The sequence below is a fragment of the Azospirillum sp. UENF 312511 genome (assembly GCF_058780635.1).
Window position 1 is genome coordinate 88,505 of the sequence record NZ_JBSNCG010000004.1, and the last position, 25,681, is coordinate 114,185.

The 25,681-nt window shown below is 68.3% G+C and carries 22 protein-coding genes; 5 read left to right on the plus strand and 17 right to left on the minus strand.

Features of this window, described 5'->3' with window-relative positions; translation table 11 throughout:
* Positions 1–48: 48 nt before the first annotated feature.
* Entirely contained in the window at positions 49–2,322 is a 2,274-nt protein-coding gene (locus ACWPN7_RS26160) for a 4Fe-4S binding protein (RefSeq protein ID WP_459196390.1), read from the minus strand.
* Positions 2,323–2,536: 214 nt separating this feature from the next.
* Between ACWPN7_RS26160 and ACWPN7_RS26165 the strand changes: the two genes are divergently transcribed.
* Positions 2,537–3,439 carry a ferritin family protein gene (locus tag ACWPN7_RS26165; RefSeq protein ID WP_459196391.1) on the plus strand — a complete coding sequence of 301 codons (903 nt, stop codon included), beginning with the start codon at positions 2,537–2,539 and terminating at the stop codon, positions 3,437–3,439.
* Here the strand turns inward: ACWPN7_RS26165 and ACWPN7_RS26170 are convergent.
* The 9 genes from ACWPN7_RS26170 to ACWPN7_RS26210 form a co-directional block, all read right to left on the minus strand.
* A complete protein-coding gene (locus ACWPN7_RS26170) occupies positions 3,436–4,398 on the minus strand; it encodes a branched-chain amino acid ABC transporter permease (protein ID WP_456524604.1) in 963 nt (320 codons plus the stop codon). The genes ACWPN7_RS26165 and ACWPN7_RS26170 overlap by 4 nt on opposite strands.
* Positions 4,399–4,443: 45 nt before the next feature.
* Positions 4,444–5,322 carry a branched-chain amino acid ABC transporter permease gene (locus tag ACWPN7_RS26175; protein ID WP_492273496.1) on the minus strand — a complete coding sequence of 293 codons (879 nt, stop codon included), beginning with the start codon at positions 5,320–5,322 and terminating at the stop codon, positions 4,444–4,446.
* 18 nt (positions 5,323–5,340) lie between these two features.
* Positions 5,341–6,078 carry an ABC transporter ATP-binding protein gene (locus ACWPN7_RS26180; protein WP_459196392.1) on the minus strand — a complete coding sequence of 246 codons (738 nt, stop codon included), beginning with the start codon at positions 6,076–6,078 and terminating at the stop codon, positions 5,341–5,343.
* The gene (locus tag ACWPN7_RS26185) at positions 6,071–6,835 is read right to left on the minus strand and encodes an ABC transporter ATP-binding protein (RefSeq protein ID WP_040137746.1); all 765 of its coding nucleotides are present in this window, start codon (positions 6,833–6,835) and stop codon (positions 6,071–6,073) included. The genes ACWPN7_RS26180 and ACWPN7_RS26185 overlap by 8 nt, the downstream gene beginning before the upstream one ends.
* A gap of 139 nt (positions 6,836–6,974) precedes the next feature.
* Entirely contained in the window at positions 6,975–8,204 is a 1,230-nt protein-coding gene (locus tag ACWPN7_RS26190) for an ABC transporter substrate-binding protein (protein WP_040137438.1), read from the minus strand.
* A gap of 46 nt (positions 8,205–8,250) precedes the next feature.
* Positions 8,251–9,783: an FAD-dependent oxidoreductase gene (locus ACWPN7_RS26195; protein ID WP_456524505.1), complete on the minus strand. Its 1,533-nt coding sequence runs from the start codon at positions 9,781–9,783 to the stop codon at positions 8,251–8,253.
* A gap of 27 nt (positions 9,784–9,810) precedes the next feature.
* The gene (locus ACWPN7_RS26200) at positions 9,811–11,073 is read right to left on the minus strand and encodes a CaiB/BaiF CoA transferase family protein (RefSeq protein ID WP_200775788.1); all 1,263 of its coding nucleotides are present in this window, start codon (positions 11,071–11,073) and stop codon (positions 9,811–9,813) included.
* On the minus strand, positions 11,070–11,897 hold the full coding sequence (locus tag ACWPN7_RS26205; protein WP_459196393.1) for a citryl-CoA lyase: 828 nt from the start codon (positions 11,895–11,897) through the stop codon (positions 11,070–11,072). The genes ACWPN7_RS26200 and ACWPN7_RS26205 overlap by 4 nt, the downstream gene beginning before the upstream one ends.
* Positions 11,898–11,935: 38 nt before the next feature.
* Entirely contained in the window at positions 11,936–13,414 is a 1,479-nt protein-coding gene (locus tag ACWPN7_RS26210) for an aldehyde dehydrogenase (RefSeq protein ID WP_200477362.1), read from the minus strand.
* Between the two features lie 205 nt (positions 13,415–13,619).
* Here ACWPN7_RS26210 and ACWPN7_RS26215 point away from each other — a divergent pair, with 205 nt between their 5' ends.
* Entirely contained in the window at positions 13,620–13,928 is a 309-nt protein-coding gene (locus ACWPN7_RS26215) for a helix-turn-helix domain-containing protein (RefSeq protein WP_492273497.1), read from the plus strand.
* Positions 13,913–14,332: an IclR family transcriptional regulator domain-containing protein gene (locus ACWPN7_RS26220; RefSeq protein WP_492273498.1), complete on the plus strand. Its 420-nt coding sequence runs from the start codon at positions 13,913–13,915 to the stop codon at positions 14,330–14,332. The genes ACWPN7_RS26215 and ACWPN7_RS26220 overlap by 16 nt, the downstream gene beginning before the upstream one ends.
* Positions 14,333–14,381: 49 nt before the next feature.
* Here the strand turns inward: ACWPN7_RS26220 and ACWPN7_RS26225 are convergent, their stop codons facing one another.
* Complete coding sequence (locus ACWPN7_RS26225) at positions 14,382–15,380, minus strand: MBL fold metallo-hydrolase (protein WP_459196395.1); 999 nt, start codon at positions 15,378–15,380, stop codon at positions 14,382–14,384.
* A gap of 182 nt (positions 15,381–15,562) precedes the next feature.
* On the opposite strand from ACWPN7_RS26225, the gene ACWPN7_RS26230 reads away from it, so the two are divergent.
* A complete protein-coding gene (locus ACWPN7_RS26230; RefSeq protein ID WP_247875015.1) occupies positions 15,563–16,465 on the plus strand; it encodes a LysR family transcriptional regulator in 903 nt (300 codons plus the stop codon).
* Here ACWPN7_RS26230 and ACWPN7_RS26235 read toward each other — a convergent pair.
* The 6 genes from ACWPN7_RS26235 to ACWPN7_RS26260 form a co-directional block, all read right to left on the minus strand.
* Positions 16,450–17,571, minus strand: coding sequence for a hypothetical protein (locus ACWPN7_RS26235; RefSeq protein WP_081863420.1), 1,122 nt, complete (start codon positions 17,569–17,571; stop codon positions 16,450–16,452). The two genes, ACWPN7_RS26230 and ACWPN7_RS26235, sit on opposite strands and share 16 nt — an antisense overlap.
* A gap of 230 nt (positions 17,572–17,801) precedes the next feature.
* A complete protein-coding gene (locus ACWPN7_RS26240) occupies positions 17,802–19,703 on the minus strand; it encodes a xanthine dehydrogenase family protein molybdopterin-binding subunit (protein WP_492273499.1) in 1,902 nt (633 codons plus the stop codon).
* 27 nt (positions 19,704–19,730) lie between these two features.
* Positions 19,731–19,982: a hypothetical protein gene (locus tag ACWPN7_RS26245; protein ID WP_492273500.1), complete on the minus strand. Its 252-nt coding sequence runs from the start codon at positions 19,980–19,982 to the stop codon at positions 19,731–19,733.
* Entirely contained in the window at positions 19,979–20,980 is a 1,002-nt protein-coding gene (locus ACWPN7_RS26250) for an FAD binding domain-containing protein (RefSeq protein ID WP_459196397.1), read from the minus strand. The genes ACWPN7_RS26245 and ACWPN7_RS26250 overlap by 4 nt, the downstream gene beginning before the upstream one ends.
* Before the next feature lie 3 nt (positions 20,981–20,983).
* Positions 20,984–21,136, minus strand: a complete 153-nt coding sequence (locus ACWPN7_RS26255; protein ID WP_459196410.1) for a 2Fe-2S iron-sulfur cluster-binding protein — start codon at positions 21,134–21,136, stop codon at positions 20,984–20,986.
* 105 nt (positions 21,137–21,241) lie between these two features.
* Positions 21,242–21,655, minus strand: coding sequence for a hypothetical protein (locus ACWPN7_RS26260; protein WP_492273501.1), 414 nt, complete (start codon positions 21,653–21,655; stop codon positions 21,242–21,244).
* Between the two features lie 794 nt (positions 21,656–22,449).
* Here ACWPN7_RS26260 and ACWPN7_RS26265 point away from each other — a divergent pair.
* Positions 22,450–25,662, plus strand: coding sequence for a PAS domain-containing protein (locus tag ACWPN7_RS26265; RefSeq protein ID WP_492273502.1), 3,213 nt, complete (start codon positions 22,450–22,452; stop codon positions 25,660–25,662).
* The last annotated feature ends 19 nt before the right edge of the window (positions 25,663–25,681 follow it).

Here is a 25,681-nt window from a genome sequence, read left to right on the forward strand (position 1 = left end):
GAACTCCTTCGATGTCCCCTTACGGGGCTCTTGTTTCGACCTGGTGGGTCAAAGTCCTTCCGGCCGGGCGGACAGGTGCCCGGTGGTGGGATCGGTGGTCAGCACGGCGGCACGGGGCTGGGCCTCGGCAACCGAAGCTGTGGATTGGGTGGCGTCACGGCGCTCCCGCTTCAGGCGCTTCTGGATCATGACCGGGCATTTGCGGTCGTGGTGGTAGAGCACCTGGCAGTGGAGGCACTGGATGCATTCGTTGGGGTTGATCGAACCGTCAGGGTGGATCGCCTGGACCGGGCACTCGTTGGCGCAGCGCCGGCACGGGTTGCCGCATTCCTTGTAGCGGCGCAGCCAGTCGAACATCCGCATCCGGCCGGGGATGGCGAGCGCAGCACCCAGCGGGCACAGATAGCGGCAGAAGAAGCGCTCGATGAACAGGCCGGCGGCGATCAGGGCCACGGCGAACAGGACGAACCACCAGTCGCGGACGAAGTGCAGGATGATCGCGGTCTTGAAGGGCTCGACCTCCGCCGCCCTCTCCGCCGTCGCCAGCGAGGTCAGCGACAGGCCGAACAGCAGCAGGAAGATCATGTACTTGATCGGCCACAGCCGCTGGTGCAGCCCGAAGGGCACGGCGATCTGGCGGACGCCGAGCTTCTTGGCGGCCTTGGACGCCAGCTCCTGCAACGCGCCGAACGGGCACAGCCAGCCGCAGAAGGCGCCCCGGCCCCAGAACAGCAGCGACGCGGCGACCGAGAACCACAGGATGAACACCAGCGGGTCCATCAGGAAGTAGTCCCAGCGGAAGTCGGTGCGCAGCGCGTTGGCGAAGGTCAGCACGTTGACCACCGACAGCTGCGCCGTCGCGTACCAGCCGAGCCAGACCAGCGTGAAGACGAGGAACCCGGTGCGCACCCGCTCGTAGAGGGCCGGGCGCTTCACGAGCTGGTCCTGGAAGAAGAAGATTCCGGTCAGCAGCAGGATCGCGCTCGCCAGAATAGCGACGTCGAACAGCCGGTTCTCCCAGATGCGCCGCCACAGCGGGATCTCGTCGCCGGCGTCCGCTTCCGCCAGGGCGGCGGCCATCGGAGCCACGGCGGCCGGAGCCACGGAGGCCGGCGCCGCGGCAGCGGCAGGGGCGGCCACCGGCTCGACCTTCAGGAACTTCTCCGGCGGCTGGTAGCCGAGATCGAAGGTGACGAAGGCCTTGTCGAGCGCCGCGGTCGCGCGCTGGACCAGCAGCTGCAGGCGCCACGGATCGGCGGGGTTGAAGCCGACCTCTTCGGGGATGACGAACAGGCCGATCTCGGGGAAATTCGGCGCGCCCGCCGCAGCCAGGGAGCCCAGGCGCTTGTGCAGACGGTCGCGGAAGCGGATGGCGCCCTCGTGCTGGACCAGCTCGAACCGGTCGAAGATGCCGCCGCGCACATAGCCCGAACCCTTGAAGGAATAGCGCCCCTGACCGGCCACGACGATGGCGTGCTGGCCCGGCTTCAGCCGCTGCACCAGCGCCTCGTACTCCGCGTCGCCCAGCAGGGAGCGGCCGACGGCGGGAATGGTGGCGAGCGCGGCGTAGAGGTCGATGAAGCTGTCGTTCGGGTCGCCGGCCTCGGGACGGGCGGCGGCCTCGGCCTTGCCGGTGCGCTCGAAGGCGGCGTTGACCTCGCCCACCGTCAGCGTCAGGCGGCGCACCGAGCCGTCGCCGACCAGCGTGGCCCAGTCTTCGACTCCGCTCTTGGACAGGTCGAGGCTGCGGGTCACGGTCGGCGCGGCCTCCGCCGCCCCCGGCGCGCCCAGCGCCTGCAACACCTTCTTGCCGGAACGGATGATCGAATCGCCGATCACCATCACCGTCACGGTGGCGCCGGACACGATGTCCACCGGCGGGCTGGACGCGCTCTGCGAGGCCAGGGCCAGCACGTTCTTGCCGACGTAGCCGTCGATGAAGGCGTTGACCTTGGCGGGCGGGATGCCGATCAGGACGATGGGCTCGTGATGGTCCACCAGCTTCGCCCCGGTCACCGTTCCGTCCGGCGCCAGCCCGACCATCACATGGATGGGGCGGCCCGAGTAGCCGGTGGTGTTCACGAAGTCGGAGGTCAGGAAGGCGTGGCCGACCAGCGCGTCGCCCTTGTAGACGGGAACCAGAGGCGCGTTCGGCAGGGGGGCGCCGAAGCGGTCCGCCCCGGCGGCGAGATCGCCCGGCTGCACCGTGCCGAGATACCGCGCCAGCAGCGCTTCGGCGGCGTCCGCCGTGCCGAGACCGGCCAGCAGGATCAGCAGCCCCACCACCAGCGCGCGTGTTCCCCGCAAGAAGTCCGCAACCATCGCCCTTGCCTTGAAGTCTTGATCTTGATCAAGGGGCCGTATGCCCCGTTGACGCACCCATGAGACCGCAGGTTCGGGCCGCTGTTCTTGACCGTCGTCAAGTCGCGGAAAAATGAAGCTGGACTATCCTCCTCCCCAGGGTCCGTACGATTGCTGATCGGGCGGGACTATCGATTGCATTTTAGGCGAAGTTCACTCGCGACCGGGGGTTTCCATGCCGTTGCTGCGCCACGAACCACAGGGTGGGGTCCGCTCGCTGGACGAGCTTCTGGGCATCGCGCTGGCGCTGGAGCAGGAGGCGGTGCGCCGCTACACCCAATTGGCGGCCCTGATGGACCGCCGCGGCGAGACCGACACCGCCACCACCTTCCGCGCCCTCATCGCGGAGGAGCAGGACCATGTTCAGGCGGTGGACGGCTGGGCGCACCGCCTCGGCCGCCCCGCCCCCGACGCTCCGGCCTCTCTCTGGCGCCTGCCGCCGGAGCTTGCCGCCTCATGGGAGGAATTGACCGAGCGCACGCGGCTGACGCCTTATCAGGCGCTGTCGCTGGCGGTGGTCAACGAGCAGCGCGCCTTCGCCTTCTACAGCTACATCGCCGCCAGCGCCCCGGATGAGCCGATCCGCACCCACGCCGAGGCGCTGGCCCGCGAGGAGCTGCGCCACGCCGCCCTGCTCCGCCGCGAGCGCCGCCAGGCCTACCGCCGCGAGCGGGGCCGGGCGGAGCACAAGCCGACCCGCGCGGACACGCCCGCGGAGCTGGAACGGCTGGCCGTCGCCCTGCTGTCCGCCACCGCCGCCGAGCACGGCGCGCTGGCGGCGCGCCTGCTGGCCCTGGGCGACGGGGACGGTGCCGCGCTACTGACCCGCATCGCCGAAGAGGAGCGGTCGCTGATCCCCTCCGGTTCCGACGCGGCGGCGTCGCCGACTGCCCTACCCGACACCGCAGCCGCCGGACTGCGCGCGGCGGTCGCCGCCTCCGAACGGCTCGCCGAAGCCTTCGGCGACGTGGCGGCCCAGGCGACCGACGAGCTGGTCCTGACCGAATCCCTGCGTTTTCAGGAAGCCGTGGTCGGACACCTCGCGCTGCTGGCGGAGCGGATCGACACCGCGGGCTAGGATCCCGCCCGAGGGCGATCGGCGCGGCGCCCCCCCGTCCCCGGCAGACGGTGCAGCAGCTCCCCGACGATGCCGCGGCGGAAGAGCAGAACGCAGACCACGAAGATCGCGCCGATCACCACCGGCACCGGCAGGCTGGTCGAGGCGAGGTAGCTTTCCAGCGTCACCACCAGCGCCGCCCCCACCACCGGGCCGAGCAGCGTGCCCATGCCGCCAAGCAGGGTCATCAGCACCACCTCGCCGGACATCTGCCACGTCACGTCGGTCAGCGAGGCGAGCTGGAAGACCAGCGCCTTGGTGCCGCCGGCCAGACCGGCCAGCGCCGCCGACAGCACGAAGGCCAGCAGCTTGTAACGCTCGGTGCGGTAGCCCAGCGACACGGCGCGCGGCTCGTTCTCGCGGATCGCCTTCAGCACCTGACCGAAGGGCGAGTGGACCGTGCGCCAGATCAGGGCGAAGCCGCCGAGGAAGATCGCCAGCACGGTGTAGTACATGGTCAGCGGCTGGCTGAGGTCGAACAGCCCGAACAGATGCCCGCGCGGCACCGCCTGGATGCCGTCCTCGCCATGGGTGAAGGGCAGTTGCAGGGCCAGGAAGAAGATCATCTGGCTCAGCGCCAGGGTGATCATGGCGAAGTAGATGCCCTGCCGGCGGATGGCGAGCAGGCCGAAGGCCAGCCCCATCACCCCGGCGACCGCGGTGGCGGCGAGCAGCCCGGCCTCGGGCGCCCAGCCCCATTCCTTGACCGCATGGGCGGCGACGTAGGCCGCTCCGCCGAAGAAGGCGGCATGGCCGAAGCTCAGCAGCCCGGCGAAGCCGATCAGCAGGTTGAAGGCGCAGGCGAACAGCGCGAAGCACAGCACCTTCATCAGGAAGACCGGGTACAGGGCGTAGGGCGCCAGGACCGCCAGAAGCAGCAGAGCCCCGGTCAGCAGGACCTTCGGCGAGCCGCCGCGCATGGCGAGGCCTTCGTGCAGCGTGTCCCTGGTTTGCAGGCTCATGGCTTATCTCTCCCGCCCGAACAGGCCGGCGGGCTTGACCATCAGCACCACAGCCATGATGACGAAGACGACGATGTTGGAGGCCTCCGGGTAGAAGACCTTGGTCAGGCCTTCCAGCAGCCCCAGCCCCAGGCCGGTGACGATGGCGCCGAGGATCGAGCCCATCCCGCCGATCACCACCACCGCGAAGACGACGATGATCAGGTTCGACCCCATCATCGGCGAGACCTGATAGATCGGCGCGGCCAGCACGCCGGCCAGACCGGCCAGCGCCACCCCGAAGCCGTAGGTCAGCGACACCATCACCGGCACGTTGATGCCGAAGGCCTGGACCAGGGTCGGGTTCTCGGTGGCCGCCCGCAGATAGGCGCCCAGCTTGGTCCGCTCGATGGCGAACCACGTGCCAAGGCAGACCAGCAGCGAGGCCGCCACCACCCAGCCGCGGTAGGTCGGCAGATACATGAAGCCGAGGTTGGTCCCGCCCTTCAGCAGGTCCGGAATCGGGTAGGGCTGGCCCGACACGCCATAGTGATGGCGGAAGGCGCCCTCGAAGATCAGCGCGAGGCCGAAGGTCAGCAGCAGGCCGTAGAGATGATCGACCTTGTAGAGCCGGCGCAGCAGCGTGCGCTCCAGCGCCAGCCCGACCATCAGCGGCGCCAGAACCAGCGCCCCCCAGTAGCCGACACCGGCGTAGGTCAGCAGCAGCCACGCCACGAAAGCGCCGACCATGTAGAGGGCGCCGTGCGCCATGTTGACGACGTTGAGCATGCCGAAGATCACGGCCAGCCCTAGGCTGAGCAACGCGTAGAAGGAGCCGTTGATCAGGCCGAGCAGAAGCTGGCCGAACAGGGCCTGTGGCGGAATGCCGAGCAGTTGGGACATCGGGCGTTCTTCTCCCGCTCACACGCCGAGATAGGTGTGGAGCTTGTCCATGTTGGCGTGGAGCTGGTCGTTGGGGATCATGTCCACCACATGCCCTTCCTCCATCACGTAGTGGCGGTCGGCGATGGTGGCGGCGAAGCGGAAGTTCTGCTCGACCAGCAGGATGGTGAAGCCGCGCTGCTTCAGCGCCCGCACCGCCACGCCGATCTGCTCGATGATGACGGGGGCGAGGCCCTCGGTCGGCTCGTCCAGCAGGATCAGGCCGGCGCCGGTGCGCAGGATGCGGCCGATCGCCAGCATCTGCTGCTCGCCGCCCGACAGGCGCGTGCCTTGCGTCGCGCCGCGGCCCTTCAGGTTGGGGAACAGCGCGTGGATCTGCGGGACGGTCATCCCGCCCTCCTTCACCACCGGCGGCAGCGCCAGATTCTCGTCCACGCTGAGCGAGGAGAAGATGCCGCGCTCCTCCGGCACATAGCCGATGCCGAGGCGGGGAATCTTGTGCGGCGCCATGCCGATCAACTCGTGGCCCTGGAAGCGGATGGAGCCGGTGCGCTTGCCCATGATCCCCATGATGGCGCGCATCGTGGAGGTCTTGCCGGCGCCGTTGCGGCCGAGCAGCGTCACCACCTCGCCCTGGCGCACGTCGATGTTGACGCCGTGCAGCACATGGCTTTCGCCGTAGAAGCCGTGCAGGTCGGCGATGTCGAGCATCGCCGACCCGGTCCGGGCGGTCGCCGCGCGCATCCCGTCAGGCATGTCCGGTCCCCATATAGGCCTCCATGACCTGCGGGTTCCGCGAGACGGCCTCGTACGGCCCCTCCGCCAGGATTTCGCCGCGGCGGAGCACGGTGATGGTGTCCGACAGGTGGGCGACGACCGACAGGTTGTGCTCCACCATCAGGATGGTGCGGTCGGCGGAAACGCGCTTGATGAGCGCGGCGGTGCCCTCGATGTCCTCGTGGCCCATGCCGGCCAGCGGCTCGTCGAGCAGCATCACCTCCGGGTCGAGCGCCAGCGTGGTGGCGATCTCCAGCGCGCGCTTGCGGCCGTAGGGCAGCTCGGCGGCCAGATGGTCGGCCCACGGGGTGAGGTTCACCGCCTCGATCAGCTCCAGCGCACGGCCCCGCAGGTCGCGCAGCGTCTCCTCGGACTTCCAGAAATGGAAGCTGGTGCCCAGCGGGCGCTGCAGAGCGACGCGGACATTCTCCAGAACGCTGAGGTGCGGGAAGACGGCGGAAATCTGGAAGGAGCGCACCATGCCGAGCAGCGCCACGTCGGCGGGCTTCATGGCGGTGATGTCGCGTCCCTTGTAAAGAATCTGGCCGCGCGTCGGCGTCAGGAACTTGGTCAGCAGGTTGAAGACCGTGCTCTTGCCGGCGCCGTTCGGGCCGATCAGCGCGTGGATGGTGCCGCGGCGGACCTGGAGGTTCACCTCCTTCACCGCGACGAAGCCCTTGAACTCCATCGTCAGGCCACGCGCTTCCAGGATGATGTCGCCGGTGTGCCCGGTCATGTGGCCGGCGGTCGTGTGTCCGGTGGTCATGTCTGTCCTTTCCCGGTGATGAGCCGGCCTCGCGCGGCCTCGGACTCAGGCCGGCGACGCCGCCGGTGCCGCGTCGCCGAAGCGCCGCGCCCCGACGGCGTGTTTCGCCTTACATCTTCTTGACGAGCGGGCAGTCGCTTTCCGACAGCGGCCGGAAGGCGCGGTCGGCGGGAACGCTGCGGACCAGCTTGTAATAATCCCACGGCGCCTTGGACTCCGCGGGGGTCTTCACCTGGAACAGATGCATGTCGCGCAGCACCCGGCCGTCCTCGCGCACCGAGCCGTTCTTGGTCATGAAGTCGTTCACCGGGGTCGCCTTCATCGTCTTCATGACGTCGGGGGCGGCGTCCGTCCCGGAGGCCTTGATCGCCTTCAGGTAATGGCTGACCGCGCCGTAGACGCCGGCCTGATAGAAGGTCGGCATCGCCTTGCGCTTCTCGAAGAAGCGCTTGGAGAAGGCGCGCGTCTCGTCGTCCATGTCCCAGTAGAAGGGGGTGGTCAGCATGATGTCCTGGGTCGCTTGCAGGCCCAGCGCATGGACCTCGCTGATGGCGAGCAGCAGCGCCACGATGTTCTTGCCCGACTGGCCGAGCCCGAACTCCGCCGCCTGCTTGATCGCGTTCTGGGTGTCGGCCCCGGCGGTGGCGAGCGCCACGACCTTGGCCGGGGACGCCTGCGCCTGGAGCAGGAAGGACGAGAAGTCGGCGTTGTTGGCCGGCACCCGGACGCTGCCCAGCACCTTGCCCTTCTGGCTTTCGACGACGGCGCCGGTGTCACGCTCCAGCGCATGGCCGAAGGCGTAATCGGAGGTCAGGAAGAACCAGCTGCTCAGGCCCGAGGCCACCACCGCTTCCGCCGTCACGTGGGCGAGGGCGTAGGTGTCGTAGGTCCAGTGCAGCCCGTTCGGCGTGCAGGCCTTGCCGGTCAGGTCCGAACTGGCCGGGGAGGAGAAGATGGCGACGCGGTTGGCCTCCTTGGTGATCTGCTGCACGGCCAGCGCCACCGCGGAGTTCGGCACGTCGATGATGGCATCCACCTGATCGACGTCGTACCAGCGCCGCGCCGTCGAGGCCCCGATGTCGGCCTTGTTCTGATGGTCGGCGAAGATCAGCTCGACGGGCGTGCCGTTGACGGCGCCGCCGAAATCCTCCACCGCCATCTGCGCGGCGGCGATCGAGCCCTGACCGGTGCTGTCGGAGAGCTGGCCCGACAGATCGGTCAGAATGCCGATCTTGATCTTGCCGTCGCTGTAGGCGGCACCCTGGGCGTGGGCCGGTTCGGAATAGGTCTGGGCGAGCAGGCAGGCGGCGATGGCCGCCGTCACGGCATAGCGCTTCACGATATCCTCCCAATGAATCCTTGGACCCGAGATTTTCTTATGATGGTCAGCCGGCGTTCCGCGACGCGGCCATGTCTTGGGCTGCGTGCTGGGCGGCGAGCCGGCCGAACACGGCGCCGCGCAGGACCGAGGTCGAGCCGGTGTAGACCTGATGGTAGAGGCCGACGGTCTCGCCCGCCGCGTAGAGGCCGGGCATCGGCTGGCCGTTGCCGTCGAGAACGCGGGCGTCCACGTCCACCTTCAGCCCGCCGAAGGTGAAGCAGTTGGCCGAGACGATGGGGAAGGCGCGGAACGGTCCCTTGACCAGCGGGCGCGCCCAGTTGGTCTTGGCCGGGGTCAGCCCGGTCGTCGCCAGACCGTCCACCCGCGTCGGGTCGAAACCGGCGGCGTCGGCCGGGCAGGCGGCGTTGTAGGCGGCGACCGTCGCCTTGGTGGCCTCGGCCGGCAGGCCGAGCTTCTCGATCAGGGCGTCGAGCGTCGGCGCCTCGATGGCCGGCACGTCGCTGCGGATGCTGGTGCGCCAGCGCGGGATGTCCTCCACCTGATCGTCGAACAGGACGTAGGCGAGCCCGTCCGGCTGGTCGGCGACGACGCGGGTGATGTGGTCGTAGGTGGCGTCGGCGGTGCCCGGCGCCTCGTCGAGGAAGCGCTCGCCGCGCTTGTTGACCAGCACGCCGTAGGGCCAGATGAAGATCACCGCCTCGGGCTGGCGGGACCGCGGATCGACCGGCTCGGCGTGGTAGGAGCCGAAATCGCCGGCCGGCGCCGCCCCTGCGTCGAGCGCCATGCGGATGCCCTCGCCGCGGTTGTAGTAGCCGCCGCGCGCCACCGGCCGCACATGCTTGGCGCGCGCCCCCATGTAGCGGGTCATCATCTCCGTGTTGCCCTGGTAGCCGCCCGAGGCCAGGACCGTCGAACGGCCGCGGATGGCGACGCGCAGGCCGTCCGGCCCGGTGGCGTGGATGCCGCCGATGCGGCCCTGCCCGTCGCGCAGCAGGTCGAGCGCGGTGGTGCGGTAGAGCACGCGGGCGCCGAGCGCCTTCGCCTCGGCCATCAGCCGCTCGATCAGGGCGAGGCCGCCGCCCTGGGCGGCGATGCGCTGGGTGTTCTGGGTCAGCAGATAGATCGGCTGCGGCTCGAAGCGCAGGCCGAACTCCTTGAGCCAGCCGATGGTCGTCGGCACCCGCTCGGCGAAGCGGGCGATCACCTCCGGATCGGGGAAGGGATGGGCCTTCACGTAATCGGGCCAGTATTCGTAGGGCTCGGCGGCGGCGGCCAGAACGTTGGGGTCGATGTTCAGCCCGGCGTTGGCGGCGAAATGCTCCTCGAAATCGTCGGCGATCTCGGAATCGTTCTTCATCCGCATGTAGGCTTCGGTCCAGCGCGAGTTGCCGCCGAAATCCTCCTCCGGCGCCCGCTCCAGCAGCGTGACCGACAGCCCGGCCTGCAGCGCCGTCACCGCCGCCGAAAGCCCGGCGATGCCGCAGCCGACGATCACCAGATCGCTGATATCATTGTCGCTGGGGGTGTCGCTGGCGATGTTGTTGCCGGCCGGGCTCATCCTGGTTTCCTCCGTCATTTCATTCGTCTCCTGACCTGTCCCGCTTCATCCGGCGAGGCGTTTCTGGTTCTTGCCCGATGCGTGGTCGGTGGCGCCGTTGGTGGTGCCGTCGGCCACGATGACCCCGGCCTCCACCAGCCGCTCGATTACCGCCGGGTCGTAGCCGGCCTCGGCCAGCACGGCGCGCGTGTCCTGGCCGACGCGGGGCGGATCGCAGCGGATCGCCAGATCCGCGTCCGCCACATGGATCGGCAGCCGCGGCAGCGCGGTCCGCACCCCGTTGGGCAGGGTGGTCGGCATCAGTCCGCCGGTCGCCCGCAGATGCGGGTCGTCGAACAGATCCTCCGGCCGGGCGATCGGGGCGAAGGGGATGCGGGCGCGCTCGCACACCGACACCGCCTCCTCCATCGACAGGCCGCCGAACAGCGCCGTCAGCAGCGGCAGCAGGCGCGGCCGGGCGGCGATGCGGTCGTTGTTGGTGCGGAACTGCGGATCGTCGCGCAGGTCCGGCCGGTCGATGGTGGCGCAGAAGCGCTCCCAATGGCTGTCGGTGGTGATCCCGACGAAGATCGGCCGCCCGTCGGCGGTGTGGAAGGTCTCGTAGACCGCCCAGGCCGACACGCGTTCCGGCATCGGCGGGATCGGCGCGTCCGACTGGGCGGCGTAGCAGAGATGCTGCCCCATCAGGAACACCGTGGTCTCGAACAGGGCGGATTCGACGGTCTGGCCCCGGCCGGTCCGCTCCCGCTCGCGCAGCGCCACCAGGATGGCGATGACCGCGAACATGCCGCCGGTGATGTCCACCACCGACGTGCCGGCGCGCAGCGGCCGGCCGCTCGGCCCGGTCATGTAGGCGAGCCCGGTCATCATCTGCACCACCTCGTCGAGGGCGAGGCGCCCGGCGTAGGGGCCGTCGAGGAAGCCCTTCAGGCTGGCGTAGATCAGGCGCGGGTTGACGGCGGCCAGCGTCTCGGCGCCCAGCCCCAGCCGGTCCATCGTGCCGGGGGCGAAATTCTCCACCAGCACGTCGGTCTCGGCGACGAGGCGGCGGGCGATCTCGCGCCCCTCCGGCGATTTCAGATCGACGGCGAGCGAACGCTTGTTGCGGTTGAAATACCCGAAATAGCCGGTGCCGAAACCCTTCAGATGGCGGGTGGGCTCGCCGTTGGGCACCGGCTCGATCTTCACCACGTCGGCGCCGAGGTCGGCGAGGATCATGGCGCAGGACGGCCCCATCACCGTGTGGCCGAAGTCGAGGACCTTGACGCCGGCCAGGGGCAGCGGATTGTCGGCGGACGGGCCGGTCATGCGCCGCCTCCCGGCACCGGGCGCGGAGCGGCGCCGTCGTAGCGGTAGGGGATGGACGGAGGCATCGGCCCCTTGATCCGGCCGCCCTGCTGCGACTGCTCCCAGGCGTGCGCCAGGATGCCGACCGAGCGCGACAGCACGAACAGCCCGCGCCCGAGACCGGGCGGGAAGCCGAGTTCGGCGAACACCACGGCGGTGGCGCCGTCGATGTTCATCGGCACCCGCTTGCCCTTGCGGGCGGCCAGCGCGTCCTCGACGGCGCGGCCGATGGCGGCGACCGCCCCGGTCACGGCCTCCACGCCCCTCGCCTCCTCCACCAGGGCCAGCAGGCGGCCGGCGCGCGGATCGACGGGGTGGAAGCGGTGGCCGAAGCCGGGAATGTGCTCGCGCCGCTCCAGCCGGGCGGCGATCTCGGCGTCCGCCGCCGCGGCCAGGGTGGCGCCCTCCGCCATGCGGGCGGCGATGGCTGCGTACAGCTCCATGCATTGCTGGCCGGCGCCGCCATGGACGTCGCCCAGCGCGTTGATGCCGGAGGCCATGGCGTTGTTCAGCCCGACGCCGCAGGTGGCGGCCATGCGGGCCGTGGCGATGGACGGCGCCTGCGGCCCGTGGTCCACCGCCGCGACCAGCGCGGCCCCCAGCAGCCGGCCCTGCGCCGGCGTCGGCAGGTCGCCGCGCAGCATCAGCCAGACCATGTCGGGAAAGCCGATCGTGCCGATCAGCTCCTCGATGGCGTAGCCGCGCACCCGGATCGAACCTGGATGGATGTCGATGATCGACGTCCGCCACCAGCCGGCGGCGGTATCGATGGTCGCTTCGGACATGGGAATGCTCCCGGGGCAAGGCCCCTGCAGGCCCGGCCTCAGCCGAGCACGAAGGGGTTGGCGCGGTTGGGCTTGGTGGTGATCCAGACGCTCTTGGTCTGGAGATATTCCTTGATCGCCTCCACGCCGCCCTCGCGGCCGAGGCCGGAGCGCTTGTAGCCGCCGAAAGGCGTGGTGAAGCTGGTGGAGCGGTAGTTGTTCACCCACACCGTCCCGGCGCGCAGCCGGTCGACGCACTGCATCGCGCGGTGCAGGTCGCGCGTCCACACGCCGGCCGCCAGACCGAACTCGACGTCGTTGGCGATGCGCAGCGCGTCCTCCTCGTCCTCGAAGGGGATGACGCAGAGGACCGGGCCGAACACCTCCTCCTGGGCGATGCGCATGTCGTTGCGGACGCCGGTGAAGATGGTCGGCGCCACGAACTGCCCCTGGCCGTACTCCGGTCCCGACAGCGCGTGGCCGCCGAGCGCGCAGACCGCGCCCTCCGCCTTGGCCATCTCGATCATCCGCAGGATCTTCTCCCACTGCGCGCGGGTGGCGATGGGGCCGATCTGCGTGTCCATCTTCGACGGATCGCCGATGCGCGCCTCGCCCGCCGCCGCGACCAGCTTCGCGACGAAGGCGTCGTGGATGGTCCTCTGCACCAGCAGGCGCGAGCCGGCCATGCAGGTCTGGCCCGAGGCGCCGAACACGCCGGAGATGGCGCCCTTCACCGCCTGGTCGAGGTCGGCGTCGTCGAAGACGATGTTCGGCGACTTGCCGCCCAGTTCCAGCGTCACCTTCTTCAGGCCCGGCGCCGCCGCTTCGTTGACGCGCTGGCCGCCGATGTCGCCGCCGGTGAAGGCGACCTTGGCGGTCAGGCGATGGCGGACCAGCGGCTCGCCGACCTCGCCGCCGAAGCCGGTGACGACGTTGACGACGCCGCGCGGGAAGCCCGCCTCGTGGGCCAGCTTCGCCAGCTCCAGGATGGAGGCGGAGGTGTATTCCGACGGCTTGATGACGATGGTGTTCCCGGCGGCCAGGGCCGGGGCCATCTTCCAGGTGGTCAGCGCCAGCGGCGAGTTCCACGGCGTGATGGCGACGACGACGCCGAGCGGCTCGTACTTCACGTAGTTGAAGACGTCGGCCTTGTTGATCGGCACGACGGCGCCCTGAACCTTGTCGGCGAGGCCGGCGTAGTAGTGGAACCACTGGGCGACGTTGCGCACCTGCCCGCTGACCTCGGCCATCAGCTTGCCGTTGTCGCGCTGCTCGATGGCGCCCAGCCGGTCGACGTTGCGCTCGATCAGCTCGGCCAGACGGCGCAGCAGGGCGCCGCGCTGGGTCGCGGTCAGCCCGGCCCATTCCGGAGCCAGGAAGGCGCGGTGCGCCGCTTCGATCGCGCGATCGGCGTCGCCCTGCGTCCCGCGCGGAATCTCCGCCCACGCCCGCCCCGAATAGGGCTCCGTCGATTCGAACCACTCGTTGGACACCGGATCGCACCAGTCCCCGTCGATGAACAGCCTGTAGCGTTCCACCCTTCGCCTCGCAGAAGTTCTGTTAGATAGAACCATGTTTCATCTAAGAGAACATAGGCGTACTAAATGCGTCAACCCCGAACCGTTCGTCCTCCCACTTTTTTCCGCCCCGGCCATCCTTGACGTCCGACGGTTGTGTCGGGGAAAAATGCGCGCTAAGGCTGCCAATGGCCAAGGCCGCCAGGCTGCCAATGAAGGATGCGATATGACCGACGCAAAGCCCAAGACGACCATGGCTCCCGCCGGCGGGGTGGAGGCCGTCGACCGGGCGCTGAGCATCGTCGGCTGCTTCCAGGCGGGCGATCACGCGCTGAGCTTGACGGAGATCGCGGCGCGGACCGGGCTCTACAAGAGCACCATCCTGCGGCTGACCGTGTCCCTGGAGAAGGCCGGCTATCTCGTCCGCCACCAGGACAAGTCCTACCGGCTCGGCCCGGAGCTGATGCGGCTGGGGGACTCTACCAACGCTCCCTGCGCCTGGAGGACCATGTCCGGCCGGTGCTGCGCCAGCTGATGCGCGAGAGCGGGGAGAGCGCGTCCTTCTTCCGGCGCGAAGGGGCGTGGCGGATCTGCGCGTTCCGCGAGGATTCGACGCAGGCGATCCGCGACCACGTCCACGAAGGCGACCGCCTGCCCCTGGACCGGGGGGCCGCCGGCCATGTGCTCCTCCGCTTCGCCGGAGCGGTGTCGGCGGAGGACTTCGCCGCCCTGCCCCTGCTGTCCTTCGGCGAGCGCGAATCCGAAACCGGCGCCGCCGCCGTTCCGGTCTTCTCCCAGCGGGAGGGGCTGGTCGGCGCCCTGACCCTGTCGGGCCCACTGACCCGCTTCACCGAGGAGCGCGTGGCGGTGATGATGCCCCTGTTGCTCGCGGCGGGTCACCGGCTGTCGGAGACCCTGGGCGGGCATTACCCGAACTGAGGGCCGTCAGGGATCGCGCGGCGGCGGCTGGACGGCGCTCCTGCCGCCCTCAGAACTGCCAGTTCGCGGGGACCCAGGCGTAGCCGCCGTCGGTCTTGAGCATCCGGCCGAGGCCCGGAAACGGAAAATGGAACCCCAGCACCGGAATGCGGTCGGCGGCGGCCCGGTCGAAGATGCGCCGGCGCGAGGCGAGCGCGGTGTCCTTGTCGCGATCGGGTCCGGGACGCCAGGGATTGTCGACGTTGACGACCGGGTGATAAGCGAGGTCGGCGGTCAGCAGCAGCTGGTCGTTTCCGGAATGGACGAGGAAGGTCGCCATGCCCGGCGTGTGGCCGGAGGCGACGATCGTCGTGAGGCCCGGCACGATCTCGGCGCCCGCCTCGTAGAGTTCGACCGCGTTCCCGACCGGTTCGAGGCTGCTCTTGATCGCGGCGGCGAAGCGCCGGCGGAAATCCTCCGGGACCGGCATGTAGGACAGGTCCGGATCGTTGCGGACGAAGAACTCCCAGTCCGCCCGCGGCACGAAGACGGTGGCCCGGGGGAACGCCCGGCCGCCGGTCGCGGTCCTGAGATTGCCGACATGGTCGGGGTGGGTGTGCGAGATCACGATGGCGTCGATGTCCGCGGCACCGAGCCCGATCGCCGCGAGGTTCTGAAAAATCCGCCCGCCGTTCGGCCCCATGGTCGTGCCCGCGCCGGCCTCGACGAGGATGCGCCGTCCGCCGGTTTCGATCAGAAGGGTGTTCAGATTCAACGTCATGTGGTCCGTCGGCAGGAAGGCGCGCCGCAGCACCTCCTGAAGCTCCGCTTCGGGCGCGTCGCTCGCATAGACGCGGGGCGGACCGCCGATCACACCGTCGCTCAACACCACAGCACTGATGTCGCCGACCCGGAAACGGTAGTGGCCGGCGTTGCCGGTCGCGGGCGTTGTCGGCGGCGGCGTCACTTGCGCAGACGCGCCACCACCACCACCGGGAGCGAACAGGGTCGATGCGCCGACGGCCGCGGACAGCATGATCCGGCGTCGGTTCAGAGTGAGGGCATTCATCGGCGTTTCCTCCCGAGTGGGGCGCCCGCTTCCCGCCACGGGACCGGGGGTGACCGGTGGCGGACGGCGATCCGGGCGCGACGATCAACCGCAGATCGACCATGACACGGCAAGATTGCGCTGATAAGCTCGTCAAATGTGATCGGCTTGATTAGGCCAGCTTCGCAATGAACCCAATTCGCTTGGACAGCTTCGACGTGTTCGCGGCGATCGTGCGCTGTGGCGGCTTCCGCGCGGCGGCGCTCGAACGGGGAGTCTCGTCATCGGCCTTGAGCCAGACGATGAACGCCCTGGAGGAGGCGCTGGGCATCCGGCTGCTCAATCGGACGACGCGGAGCGTATCGCCGACGGAGGCCGGGCAGCGCCTCCTCGATCGCCTGGCTCCGGCGCTGAGCGACATCCAGCTTGCGATCGCCGAGGTCGGCGAGCTGCGGGACAGCCCATCGGGAACGCTGCGGATCAACGCGCCGGCGCCCGCCGTCGATCATCTCCTCTGTCCGCTGGTCTTCGACTTCATGGACGCCTACCCCGAGGTGAGGATCGAGATCATCAGCGACGCCGCGGTGATCGACATCGTGGAGCAGGGGTTCGATGCCGGCGTCCGGTTCGGCAAGCAGTTGGCGCAGGACATGATCGCGGTCCCGTTCGGGCCGTCGCTGCGATACGCGATCGTCGCGTCACCGGATTACATCGCGCGGCATGGGCTGCCGGTGACGCCGCACGCCCTGGTCTACCACGACTGCATCAGGCGGAGATTTCCCGGCGGGACCCTCGTCACATGGCGCTTCGCCCGTGGGAGCGACGCGCTGGAGGTCACCCCCGCCGGACGCCTGACGGTCAGCACGGTGCACAACGAGCTTCAGGCCGCCCTGGCCGGCCGGGGCATCGCCCACGTCCTGGACGACTATGCGAAACCCCATGTCCGGGACGGTCGGCTGGTGGAGCTTTTCCCGGAGTGGAGCCCCACCTTGCCGCACTGGTTTCTGTATTACCCGAACCGCCGCCTTCCGAGCGCGGCCATGCGGGCGTTCCTCGATCACATGAAGGGCTACGACTGGCGGGCCGGGGATCAGGCCAGCTTCTGAACGACGGTCGCGATGCTGGAGCCCAGGTCACCCAGCGTCTTGACCGTCGAGCCATACTCATCCGCGTATTTCTTGAGAATCGTCTTCCAGTCGGCGTTTGGAATCGCGTCGTAGGTGGACGGGTCGAATGCCCGCCGCGCTCCGTCGATCATCGCGTCCAGACGCTTCAGGTCGGTGCGGGCTCCGTTCAGCAAGGGGGTGAGGCGGTCGATCAAATCCTTGTACTGCTTCACCTTCTTGACGAGAGCCAGGATGGAGGCATCCTCGGTGACGGCGATTCCGTCAATCTTCTTCTGACTGAGGATGCGCTCCACGTCTTCGTACTTGGCCTCCGCCGCGCGAAGCTGCCGCTCCAGCTTGTTCACCGACTCCGCCATGAGGTAGCGCCGGCTCTCGGCCCGCTCGACCACCTTCATCGCCTCCTGCGCGCCGCTCCGGTGTTTCGCCACGGCGCTTTGCAAGGCGACCACCTCGTCCGCGCCGTCGTTGAAACTGTCGTAGGCGGCCTTCCCTTCCTTGACCACGTCGAGCGTGATCTTGGCGCCCGCCACGACCAGCGGCAGCGCCGCGCCCCCGGTCAGCACCGTGGCCGTGATGGCGAGGGCCGTCGCCGTCAGAGCGAGGGCGATCTTTCCCACCGTCTTGGCGTAGACCTTCCACTTCATGTCTTCGAGCATCTTGCGCACGGCCGCGTCCAGGCCGGCGAAGGCCTTCTTCTCGATCAGCTTCATGACCGTCGCGATGCCGCCGACGATCCCCCCGAAGCGGTCGGCGGCCCGCTGCTCCATGGTGTTGTTAATCGTGTTCAAAAACAAAAACAGGTTGCGGCCGTCGATCTCGTGCTTCGCAATCTTCTGATCCCACGCCTGAATTTGCTTCTTTATTTCGGCAACCGTCTTCTCTTCGGTCTTCATCAACTCCTGAATGGCGTCGCGCACATTCTTGTTGAAAAGATCGACCACCTTCTTCGGTATCGGCTTTCCCGATGGATCGGTTTTCGGAGAGTCCCAGGAAAACTCGACATCCACCTTGTTGTTGTTTCCGGAAAATTCGAAATATTTGTATTTTCCGTACTCGTAGGAGAACTTTATCGACTGGTCCGCCATGCTGTCCATCCTTCCACTGCAAAATGCTGCAAGGCGTCGTCCAGCCGGGAAGACAGCCGCGACAACAGGGTGATGTCCCGATGAAAACAGCGGAAGAAGAATTGCCTCCAGTTGGGATCAAACACGTTCGCGACCCCAGCATTTTTGCACGGGATGATATCTCAGGGCTTGGTTGATCCGATGGCCGGCGGTCCACCCGGTGGATCGCCGGCCATGGACCGGAGCGGACCCTAGAGCAGGTCCTCGATCCGGATCGGCAGATGCCGGATCCGTCTTCCGGTCGCGTTGTGGACGGCGTTGACGATGGCCGCCGCCGCGCCGACCATGGCCACCTCGCCGAGCCCTTTGACGCCCGACAGGTTGAGGCGGCTGTCCGGCTCGTCGATGAAATCGACGTCGATGGCGCCAATGTCGGCGTTGACCGGCACGACATACTCGGCAAGGTCGTTGTTGAGAACGCCGCCGAACCGCGGATCGATCTCGGCGGCCTCGCGCAGGGCGGCGCCGATGCCCCAGACCACGCCGCCCCGGACCTGGCTTTCCGCCGTGCGGCGGTTCATCACCCGTCCGCAATCGGCGACGCTGACGACCCGCCGGACCCGCACGCGTCCCGTCGACGGTTCGACATGGACTTCGACGAAATGCGCGATCCAGCTGAAGGCCAGGAAGTCGGGGTATTCGGGGCCGGTCGTCACCGGCATGCCCCGGCGCAGCTGCTCGATCGCCTGCCGGTCCTTGCCGAGCGGCACGGTATCGACCGACACCTCCAGATAAGGGCGGCGGGTCCGGGCAAGCTGAACAGGGACGGGCTCGTCCGACAGCGCCGCGCCGGTCAACTGGCTCAGCTCCTCGCGCAGCTTCAAGGCGGCGGCCCGCGCCGCCGGGGCCGCACTCCCCGCGCCCCAGGAGCCCGCGGTGAGGTGCTGGGGGGCGTGGCCGGTGTCGCCGATCCGGATGTCGAGCTTATCGGGATCGACGCCGAGGACGTCGATCAGCTCCGCGGCGATGACGCTGCGTATCCCCTGCCCCATTTCGTGGCCGGACGTCGCGATGCGGCATTGGCCGCCGGCCGAAAGCCGCAGCGTGGTGACGGAGGGCGTCATCGCGGCCTTGTAGCTGCCGCAGGCGACACCGAGGCCGATGCGGTCGCCGTTTCCGGCGACCAGGGCGCCCGGCTGGTTCGTCCAGCGGTCCCAGCCGAACAGCGCGGCCCCGCGCTTCAGGCAGTCCGCAAGATGGCGGGACGAGAAGGGCTTGCCGGTGATCGGGTCACGCTGGGTGTCGTTGGCGAGGCGCAGCGCGACGGGGTCCATGCCGAGCGCCCCGGCGAGTTCGTCGAGCGCGCATTCGGTGGCGTGGCTGGCCGGATGCTCGTGCGGGGCGCGCTGGTGGCCGGGGGTCTGGGTGTCGACCCGGACGATGCGCTCGCTTCCCCGCCACGCGCCATAACGGTACATGCGCGGCGGAGTGGCGCCGTGATCGCTGGCGAAGCCGTCATACCGGCTGTTCTGCTGCACCGTTTCATAAATGCCGGCGAGCAGGCGGCCGTCACCGTCGGCGGCGAGCCGGACGCGATGCCGGCTTTGCGGGCGGTAGGACGCCGTGTGGAACAGCTGGCCCCGCGGCATGACGAGCTTGACCGGACGGCGCAGGAGCAGGGCGGCGCTCGCCACCAGCACGCTCTGTTCCTGAACGCCGTTCTTCTGGCCGAACCCGCCGCCCGTGTAGGGGCTCACGCCGCGCAGCGCCTGCGGCTCCATCCCCATCATGCCGGCCAAGCCGCCGGCGAAGGCCGCGGCGGACTGCGTTCCCTCGTAAATCCGCAGCGTGCCGTCCTCGAAGGCGGCGGTGGTCGAGATCAGCTCGATGGGGTTGTGATGCTGCTGGGGATGCCGATACTCCACGTCGATGGTGTGGACGGCGGCGGCGAAGGCGGCCTCGGCGTCGCCGGACGCGAGCTGGCCGACGGCCTCCGGCTCGGGGCTCGCAAGATCATCGTCCATCCGTGCGCTGAAGGGGTCCTCGGCGTAGCGCACCGTCACCGCTTCGGCGCCCTCGACCACCGCCTCCAGCGTTTCGGCGACCACCAGGGCGACGGGCTCGCCGCGGTGGCGGACCTGCGGGGCGGTCATGGGCTGGTAGCCCTTTCCCGGCTGCCCTTAGGCGCCGCGGGCCGCGGGCGTCGTCCGGATCTGCGAAAAATCAGCATGGGTGAAGACGCGCACGACGCCCGGAACCTGCAGGGCCGCCGCCGTGTCGATGGACAAAATCCGCCCCTTGGCGATCGTCGCGGGCACGGTCATCGCGTGCAGCAGACCGGGAAAGGGCTGGTCGGCGGCGTACAGGGCACGGCCGAGCACCTTCTCATGGGCGTCGATCCTGGGACGGTCCGCGTTGCGGTTCGGCGTCATTGGCTCTTGCTCCCGGCGTTGATGATGGCGTCGGCAAGGGTCCGCGCGCCGAGTTCGATCTTGAAGGCGTTGTGGCGGCCGGCCCGGGCCTCGGCGAACGCCGCCCTGGCGGCCTCCAGCGCCCGCTCGCGATCCAGGGTTTCCCCGCGCAGGAGAGTTTCGGTGGGACGCGCGCGCCAGGGCACGGTGGCCACCCCGCCGAGCGCCACATGCGCCTGCCGCACGCGATCGCCGTCCATCTCCAGCGCCACCGCGGCGGACACCAGCGCGAAGGCGTAGGATTCGCGGTCGCGCACCTTCAGATAGGTGGAGTTCCGGCCGGCGGCGGTCTTCGGCACCGAAATGCCGGTGACGATCTCCTCGCGGCCGATGGTGAATTCGAGGTGAGGCGTCCGGCTGGGCGGCCGGTAGAGTTCGGCGATCGGGATCACCCGCGGTCCGTCGAGGCCCTGCAGCTCGATCGCGGCGTCCATCGCCATCAGCGCAACGGGCCAGTCCCCGGGCGACACGGCGTTGCACGCCGCGCTCGCCCCCAGCACGGCCTGGGAGCGATCCATCCCGCCGATGGCCGCGCAGCCGGAGCCCGGTTCCCGCTTGTTGCACGGGTAGGCGCCGTTCGCGCCGTTCCGGAAATAGGGACAGCGCGTCCGCTGCAGCAGGTTGCCGCCGACGGTCGCCATGTTGCGCAGCTGCTGGGAGGCCGCCTTCGACAGACTCTCCGCCAGCACCGGATAATCGTCGCGCACGACCGGGTGTTCGGCGACGTCCGCCATCAGCGCCGCGCCACCGAAGAACAGCCGGTCGCCGTCGGTGTCGATGCGGTTGGCGCCATCGAGGTCGGCGATGTCGATCAGATGCGCCGGCTTCTCGATGCCGAGCTTCATCAGGTCGTAGAGATTGGTGCCGCCGGCGATGTAGCGGGCGCTTTCGCCGGCCGCGACGAAGGCCTCGATCGCCTCACGGGCCGTTCGGACCTGGACGTAGGACAAGGGCTTCATGGCTCAGCTCCTCTCGATCTGGGGAGCGGCCTGTTCGATCGCCGCGACGATGCCGACATAGGCGCCGCAGCGGCAGATGTTTCCGCTCATGTAGTCCTTGATCTGCTCCGGCGTCGACGCGTGCCCCTCCTTGACGCAGGCGATCGCGGCCATGATCTGGCCCGGTGTCGGCCAGCGAAATAACCTTTACTGAAGCCTTTTCGGCCCGAAACCTAGTCGCAATAACGTGAACTGGCGCGTGTCGCCGCCACACCCTCGACCTCAATAACCTTTACCGTCGATCCCAATAACCTTGATTGGGGCTTGGCCGCAGGTCTGCCCTCCGGAGGCACGCGCCGCCGTTTGTCCATGCTGCCGGCCGCCCGGCCGTTGGCTTGACCGTTGCCAGACCTGTGCACGATAGTCGGGTCTATCGCCGACCGTGTAGCCGCGGGCGCGGACTTCGCGGAGCAGCCGGCTGGCGGTGAGTTCCGGAAACCCGGTGACGCGCTCGCGCAGGTAGGCCTCGTAGGGCGCGACGACGGTCGGCCTGGGCGGCGTCCGGCGGAGAGACACGATGTCGAGTTCGTTCCGGCCAAGGGTGTAGTGGCGCACCATGGCACGCTCGTCGTCCGCGACCGCCAGGAACCTCGCCCATTGCTCCTTGGTCAGCAATCGCCGACGCGCCATGCCCATCCCCTCCCTTCGTGCCGGCGGGACCATAGTGAAAGGGGGGTGCCATTGTCACGGCATGCCCGGGACATTGATGAAGTCTGAGGCCCGCTTATGGATCGCACTGGCCTGAACAGGTTATCGATCGGCGTGGGGTTCCGATGGCGGAGGGGAAAACACCCCTTTGTACAGTCTGATCAGTTATGAAAAAATGACCGTTTCCGGGTGGGCCAATTCCTTTACAGCGACCACGCGAGCGGCCGTCCCATGATCGGGAGCGTCCCGGAGGAGATCTGCGACATGGATCAGGGCGCCGGACCGCGGGCTGTCAAACTGGGCAGCCGACATCGAAGGAATGCCCTGGCAATCCCACTAGAACTGAGCCCTGACGCGCTTGGAGCCGCCGATCTGAGCAGCGACGGTCCGCTTCTAAATCAATCCACTCTCTTCTAAACGGATCTGGTCTGCAAGACGGCGGCCGGTCCGGGGCGGAAGCCGCGGAAAGCCGGCTTCTAAACGGATCCACCCGACAACGACATGCTCGTTCGCAATGTCCGAGAAGCCCTTTTATCAGCAGAAACTGTGCCTTTGGCTGCCCTGCTCCCCTTGATCGCATGCATAACGTGGGTTGCGGAAGGCCGCTCACTCCAAGGCGATGCTTGCCCGTTCACAAAAGAGCATCACCTTTCGGACCTCGACAAAGGCGATGCATCCAATTGAACTCTTTTGCCGTTACCTGCAATCTGAAGTGTGAAGGCGGTGGTCATTGGAAACGTTGAACGGCCGCACCCACGACGTGCCCAAGGCCAATCATGCGCATGCGTCTATTCCTGCTGCTAGCCTTGGTCATGCTGCCACTGTTGGGCTTCGAGATTGCGGCGCAGATCGATCTGCGCCGCGACCGAGCGGCGGACGTCCGGCGAGAGGCCGAACGGCTGCTCGACCTGATCCAGGCTGAACAGCGCCGCATCGTCGCGGATGTCGAACATGTCCTTGTGGCCATGGCGGAGACAGGCGTCGCGGCGACCGGCACCGAGAACTGCCAAGCCGTTATGGATCGTCTTAAGCGACGCTATCCAGCCTACCTTACCATCGAGATCACCGGCTTGGACGGAATCATCCGGTGCACCACCGACCGCCGCACGGCCGGTGCCCATATCGGGGACCGCGACAACGTCCGGCGCGCGCTCGAAACCGGCGGTTTCGTCGTCGGGGGCTACCGCATCGCCCAGGGCATCGGCCGCCCAATCCTGAGCTTTGGCTTGCCGTACTCCGGCCCGGATGGCCGGCCGGCTGGTGTCGTCACCGCTCTGATCGACGTTCAGTGGCTTTCGGAATACCTCGCAGACAAACCGCTTTCGCCGGGTGCCACGGTTCTCTTGGCGGATCGGAACGGCATCATCCTGGCGCAGGCTCCCGAGCTGCAGGGCATGACCGGCCAGCCCTTGCCCGCACCATACCGCTTCATGCAGGAGAATGACCGGCGCGGAACGGTCGAGATGGAAGGGCTGGATGGCGTCGTCCGCATCATCGCCTACTCGCCGGTCGAAGCTGACCCCCATGGGCTGATGCTCTGGGTTGGAATCTCCAAGGCCCAGGCCATGCTGCCCGTCGAACACGCCATGCTGCGGTCGCTGGCGATCCTCGCGGCGGTGCTTGTCCTCTCCGGTCTGCTTGGCGTCTGGGGTGTCAGCCGCTTTGTCCGGCTCCAAAGGCAGGCCGAGGCAACGAGGCAGCGGATGGCCGAGGTGTTGGAAAGCACCCACGACGCCATCCTTGAGGTGGATCACAGCTGGCGGTTCACCTTCCTCAACGAACGGGCGAAGTCGCTCATCGCCCGAGGGCATGACGTTGATGGACTCACGCTGCTCGAAGCGTTCCCCACGCTGGCAGGCACCGACACGTGGCGGCGGCTCGCCCATGTCATGGAACACCGAGACGCCTGCGAATTCAGCCATCACGACAGCCGGAACGGCCAATGCTACGCGGTGCGGGCCTTTCCGTCCCGCACGGGGATGGCTCTGTACCTTCAAGACATTACGGAACGTGAGGACGCGGCGCGAGCACGGGATCGTCTGGCCCGACACTTGGAAGAGGAACGGTTGCTGCTCAAGGCCGTTCTGACGCACCTTCCGTCCGGGGTTCTGGCGGTGTCCGCTCCTTCCGGGCGCCTGCTGCTGCACAATGAGGCCGCCGAACGGCTCATGGGCCACACGGTGGGACATGGCGAGACGATCACGGACTACGCGGCGCAGCACGCCCGGCACACGGACGGAACGCCCTACCGTCCGGAGGACCATCCGCTGGCCCGTGCGCTTGAGCAAGGCACGGCGACCGACCAGGAAGAGTTGCTCCACCTCCGCGCTGACGGCCGGTTCACGAGCTTCGCGGTGAGCGCCGCACCGGTCCGTGACGCCGCGGGCCGCATCGTCATGGCGATCTGCACGTTCCAGGATATCTCCGAGCGGCGGCGGATGGATGAAGCGTTGATCTCCGCCAAGGAGCGTCTGGCGCTGGCGCTCGAAGCGGCGCAGGCCGGCAGCTACGATGTCGACCTGAGGACCGGCGAGTCGGTGTGGTCCAAGGAACTCTACCGTGTACTGGGGCTCGATCCATCCGCGCACCCGGCGACGATGGCCAGCTGGATCGGCACTCTGCACCCGGATGATCGCGAACGGGTGCTGGCGGAACGGTCCAAGGTTGTGACAGGCCGGTTGCCGCAGACGCGTCTGGAATACCGCGTTGTACGCCCCGACGGTTCTGTTCGCTGGCTCGAGGCCGTGTGCCGCGTCGTCCGTGCCGATGACGGCACGCCGCTGCATCTGACCGGCTTGGAAATCGACGTCACCGACCGCCACGCCATGGAAGACCAATTGCAGCGCGCCAAGATAGAGGCGGAACGGGCGAACCTGTCCAAGTCGAAGTTCCTGGCTGCCGCCAGCCACGACCTTCGGCAACCGATGCAATCCATGTTTCTCTTCGCCGGAGTCCTGCGCGCCCATGTTCATGACCAGCGCGGTCAGCACGCACTGGGCATGCTGGTGCGGGGGCTGGACGCGCTCAAGGGGCTGCTGGACAGCCTGCTCGATGTTTCGCGCCTGGACGCGGAAACCATCCACCCCAACTTCGAAAGCACAATGCTGCGTCCGCTGCTTGAACAAATCGGCGCGCTGCACGCGCCGGTCGCCGAAAGCAAGGGGCTGGCGCTGCACCTGGACATGCGGTGCGACGGTGCGGTGCGCACCGACCGCCACATGCTGGCGCGCATGGTGCGCAACCTCCTGGAGAACGCCCTCCGCTACACCGACCATGGTTTCGTCCGTCTGTCGTGCGAGGCGGTGGACGGGTGGGCCCGTATCGCGGTGCAGGACAGCGGGATCGGCATCGCGGCCAACCAGATGGAGCTGATCTTCGAGGAGTTCCACCAGGTGGGCAACCCGGGGCGCGACCGCGGCCAGGGGCTTGGCCTGGGGCTGTCCATCGTGCAGCGCCTGTCCAAGCTCCTTGGTCATCCCGTCACGGTGTCGTCGACACCGGCGGTCGGATCGACGTTCACCGTGGATGTACCGCTCGCCGACGCGCCTCCCGCCCGTCCGGCCACTCCCTGCAAAGCCCGCGCGATCGACGGTGCCGGACGGCTGGCGGTGCTGGTGGACGACGACGCCATCGTGCTGTCCGGTCTCCAGGCCATCTTCCGGGACTGGGGCTACGAGACCCTGGTCGGCTTGAACGCCGATGACGTGGTGGAGCGCCTGAAGGAGGCGGGACGCGCGCCGGATGTGATCGTCGCCGACTATCGTCTTCAGGGTGGGAGCACGGGCATCCAGGCGATTCACCGCCTTCGCGACTGCGTTGGTGTGGACGTTTCCGGCATCCTCCTCACCGGCGAATCGGGAACGGAGTGGCAGCGAGAGGCCGCCGAACATGGTCTTGGCGTTGTCATCAAACCGGCAACGCCCCAGCAACTTGGGGAGGCTCTGACGCGATTTCCCAAAACGGCCGCATGGCTCAAAGGACGGCAGGAGGGCTGAGGCGCACCGGCGGAGTGCC

What these genes read in the sequence shown, in the direction of transcription:
- ACWPN7_RS26160 (WP_459196390.1), bottom strand. Translation starts at nt 2,322, where the DNA reads ATGGTTGCGGACTTCTTGCGGGGAACACGCGCGCTGGTGGTGGGGCTG.
- ACWPN7_RS26165 (WP_459196391.1), top strand. Translation starts at nt 2,537, where the DNA reads ATGCCGTTGCTGCGCCACGAACCACAGGGTGGGGTCCGCTCGCTGGAC.
- ACWPN7_RS26170 (WP_456524604.1), bottom strand. Translation starts at nt 4,398, where the DNA reads ATGCGCGGCGGCTCGCCGAAGGTCCTGCTGACCGGGGCTCTGCTGCTT.
- ACWPN7_RS26175 (WP_492273496.1), bottom strand. Translation starts at nt 5,322, where the DNA reads ATGTCCCAACTGCTCGGCATTCCGCCACAGGCCCTGTTCGGCCAGCTT.
- ACWPN7_RS26180 (WP_459196392.1), bottom strand. Translation starts at nt 6,078, where the DNA reads ATGCCTGACGGGATGCGCGCGGCGACCGCCCGGACCGGGTCGGCGATG.
- ACWPN7_RS26185 (WP_040137746.1), bottom strand. Translation starts at nt 6,835, where the DNA reads ATGACCGGGCACACCGGCGACATCATCCTGGAAGCGCGTGGCCTGACG.
- ACWPN7_RS26195 (WP_456524505.1), bottom strand. Translation starts at nt 9,783, where the DNA reads ATGACGGAGGAAACCAGGATGAGCCCGGCCGGCAACAACATCGCCAGC.
- ACWPN7_RS26200 (WP_200775788.1), bottom strand. Translation starts at nt 11,073, where the DNA reads ATGACCGGCCCGTCCGCCGACAATCCGCTGCCCCTGGCCGGCGTCAAG.
- ACWPN7_RS26205 (WP_459196393.1), bottom strand. Translation starts at nt 11,897, where the DNA reads ATGTCCGAAGCGACCATCGATACCGCCGCCGGCTGGTGGCGGACGTCG.
- ACWPN7_RS26215 (WP_492273497.1), top strand. Translation starts at nt 13,620, where the DNA reads ATGACCGACGCAAAGCCCAAGACGACCATGGCTCCCGCCGGCGGGGTG.
- ACWPN7_RS26225 (WP_459196395.1), bottom strand. Translation starts at nt 15,380, where the DNA reads ATGAATGCCCTCACTCTGAACCGACGCCGGATCATGCTGTCCGCGGCC.
- ACWPN7_RS26235 (WP_081863420.1), bottom strand. Translation starts at nt 17,571, where the DNA reads ATGGCGGACCAGTCGATAAAGTTCTCCTACGAGTACGGAAAATACAAA.
- ACWPN7_RS26240 (WP_492273499.1), bottom strand. Translation starts at nt 19,703, where the DNA reads ATGACCGCCCCGCAGGTCCGCCACCGCGGCGAGCCCGTCGCCCTGGTG.
- ACWPN7_RS26245 (WP_492273500.1), bottom strand. Translation starts at nt 19,982, where the DNA reads ATGACGCCGAACCGCAACGCGGACCGTCCCAGGATCGACGCCCATGAG.
- ACWPN7_RS26250 (WP_459196397.1), bottom strand. Translation starts at nt 20,980, where the DNA reads ATGAAGCCCTTGTCCTACGTCCAGGTCCGAACGGCCCGTGAGGCGATC.
- ACWPN7_RS26260 (WP_492273501.1), bottom strand. Translation starts at nt 21,655, where the DNA reads ATGGGCATGGCGCGTCGGCGATTGCTGACCAAGGAGCAATGGGCGAGG.
- ACWPN7_RS26265 (WP_492273502.1), top strand. Translation starts at nt 22,450, where the DNA reads ATGCGTCTATTCCTGCTGCTAGCCTTGGTCATGCTGCCACTGTTGGGC.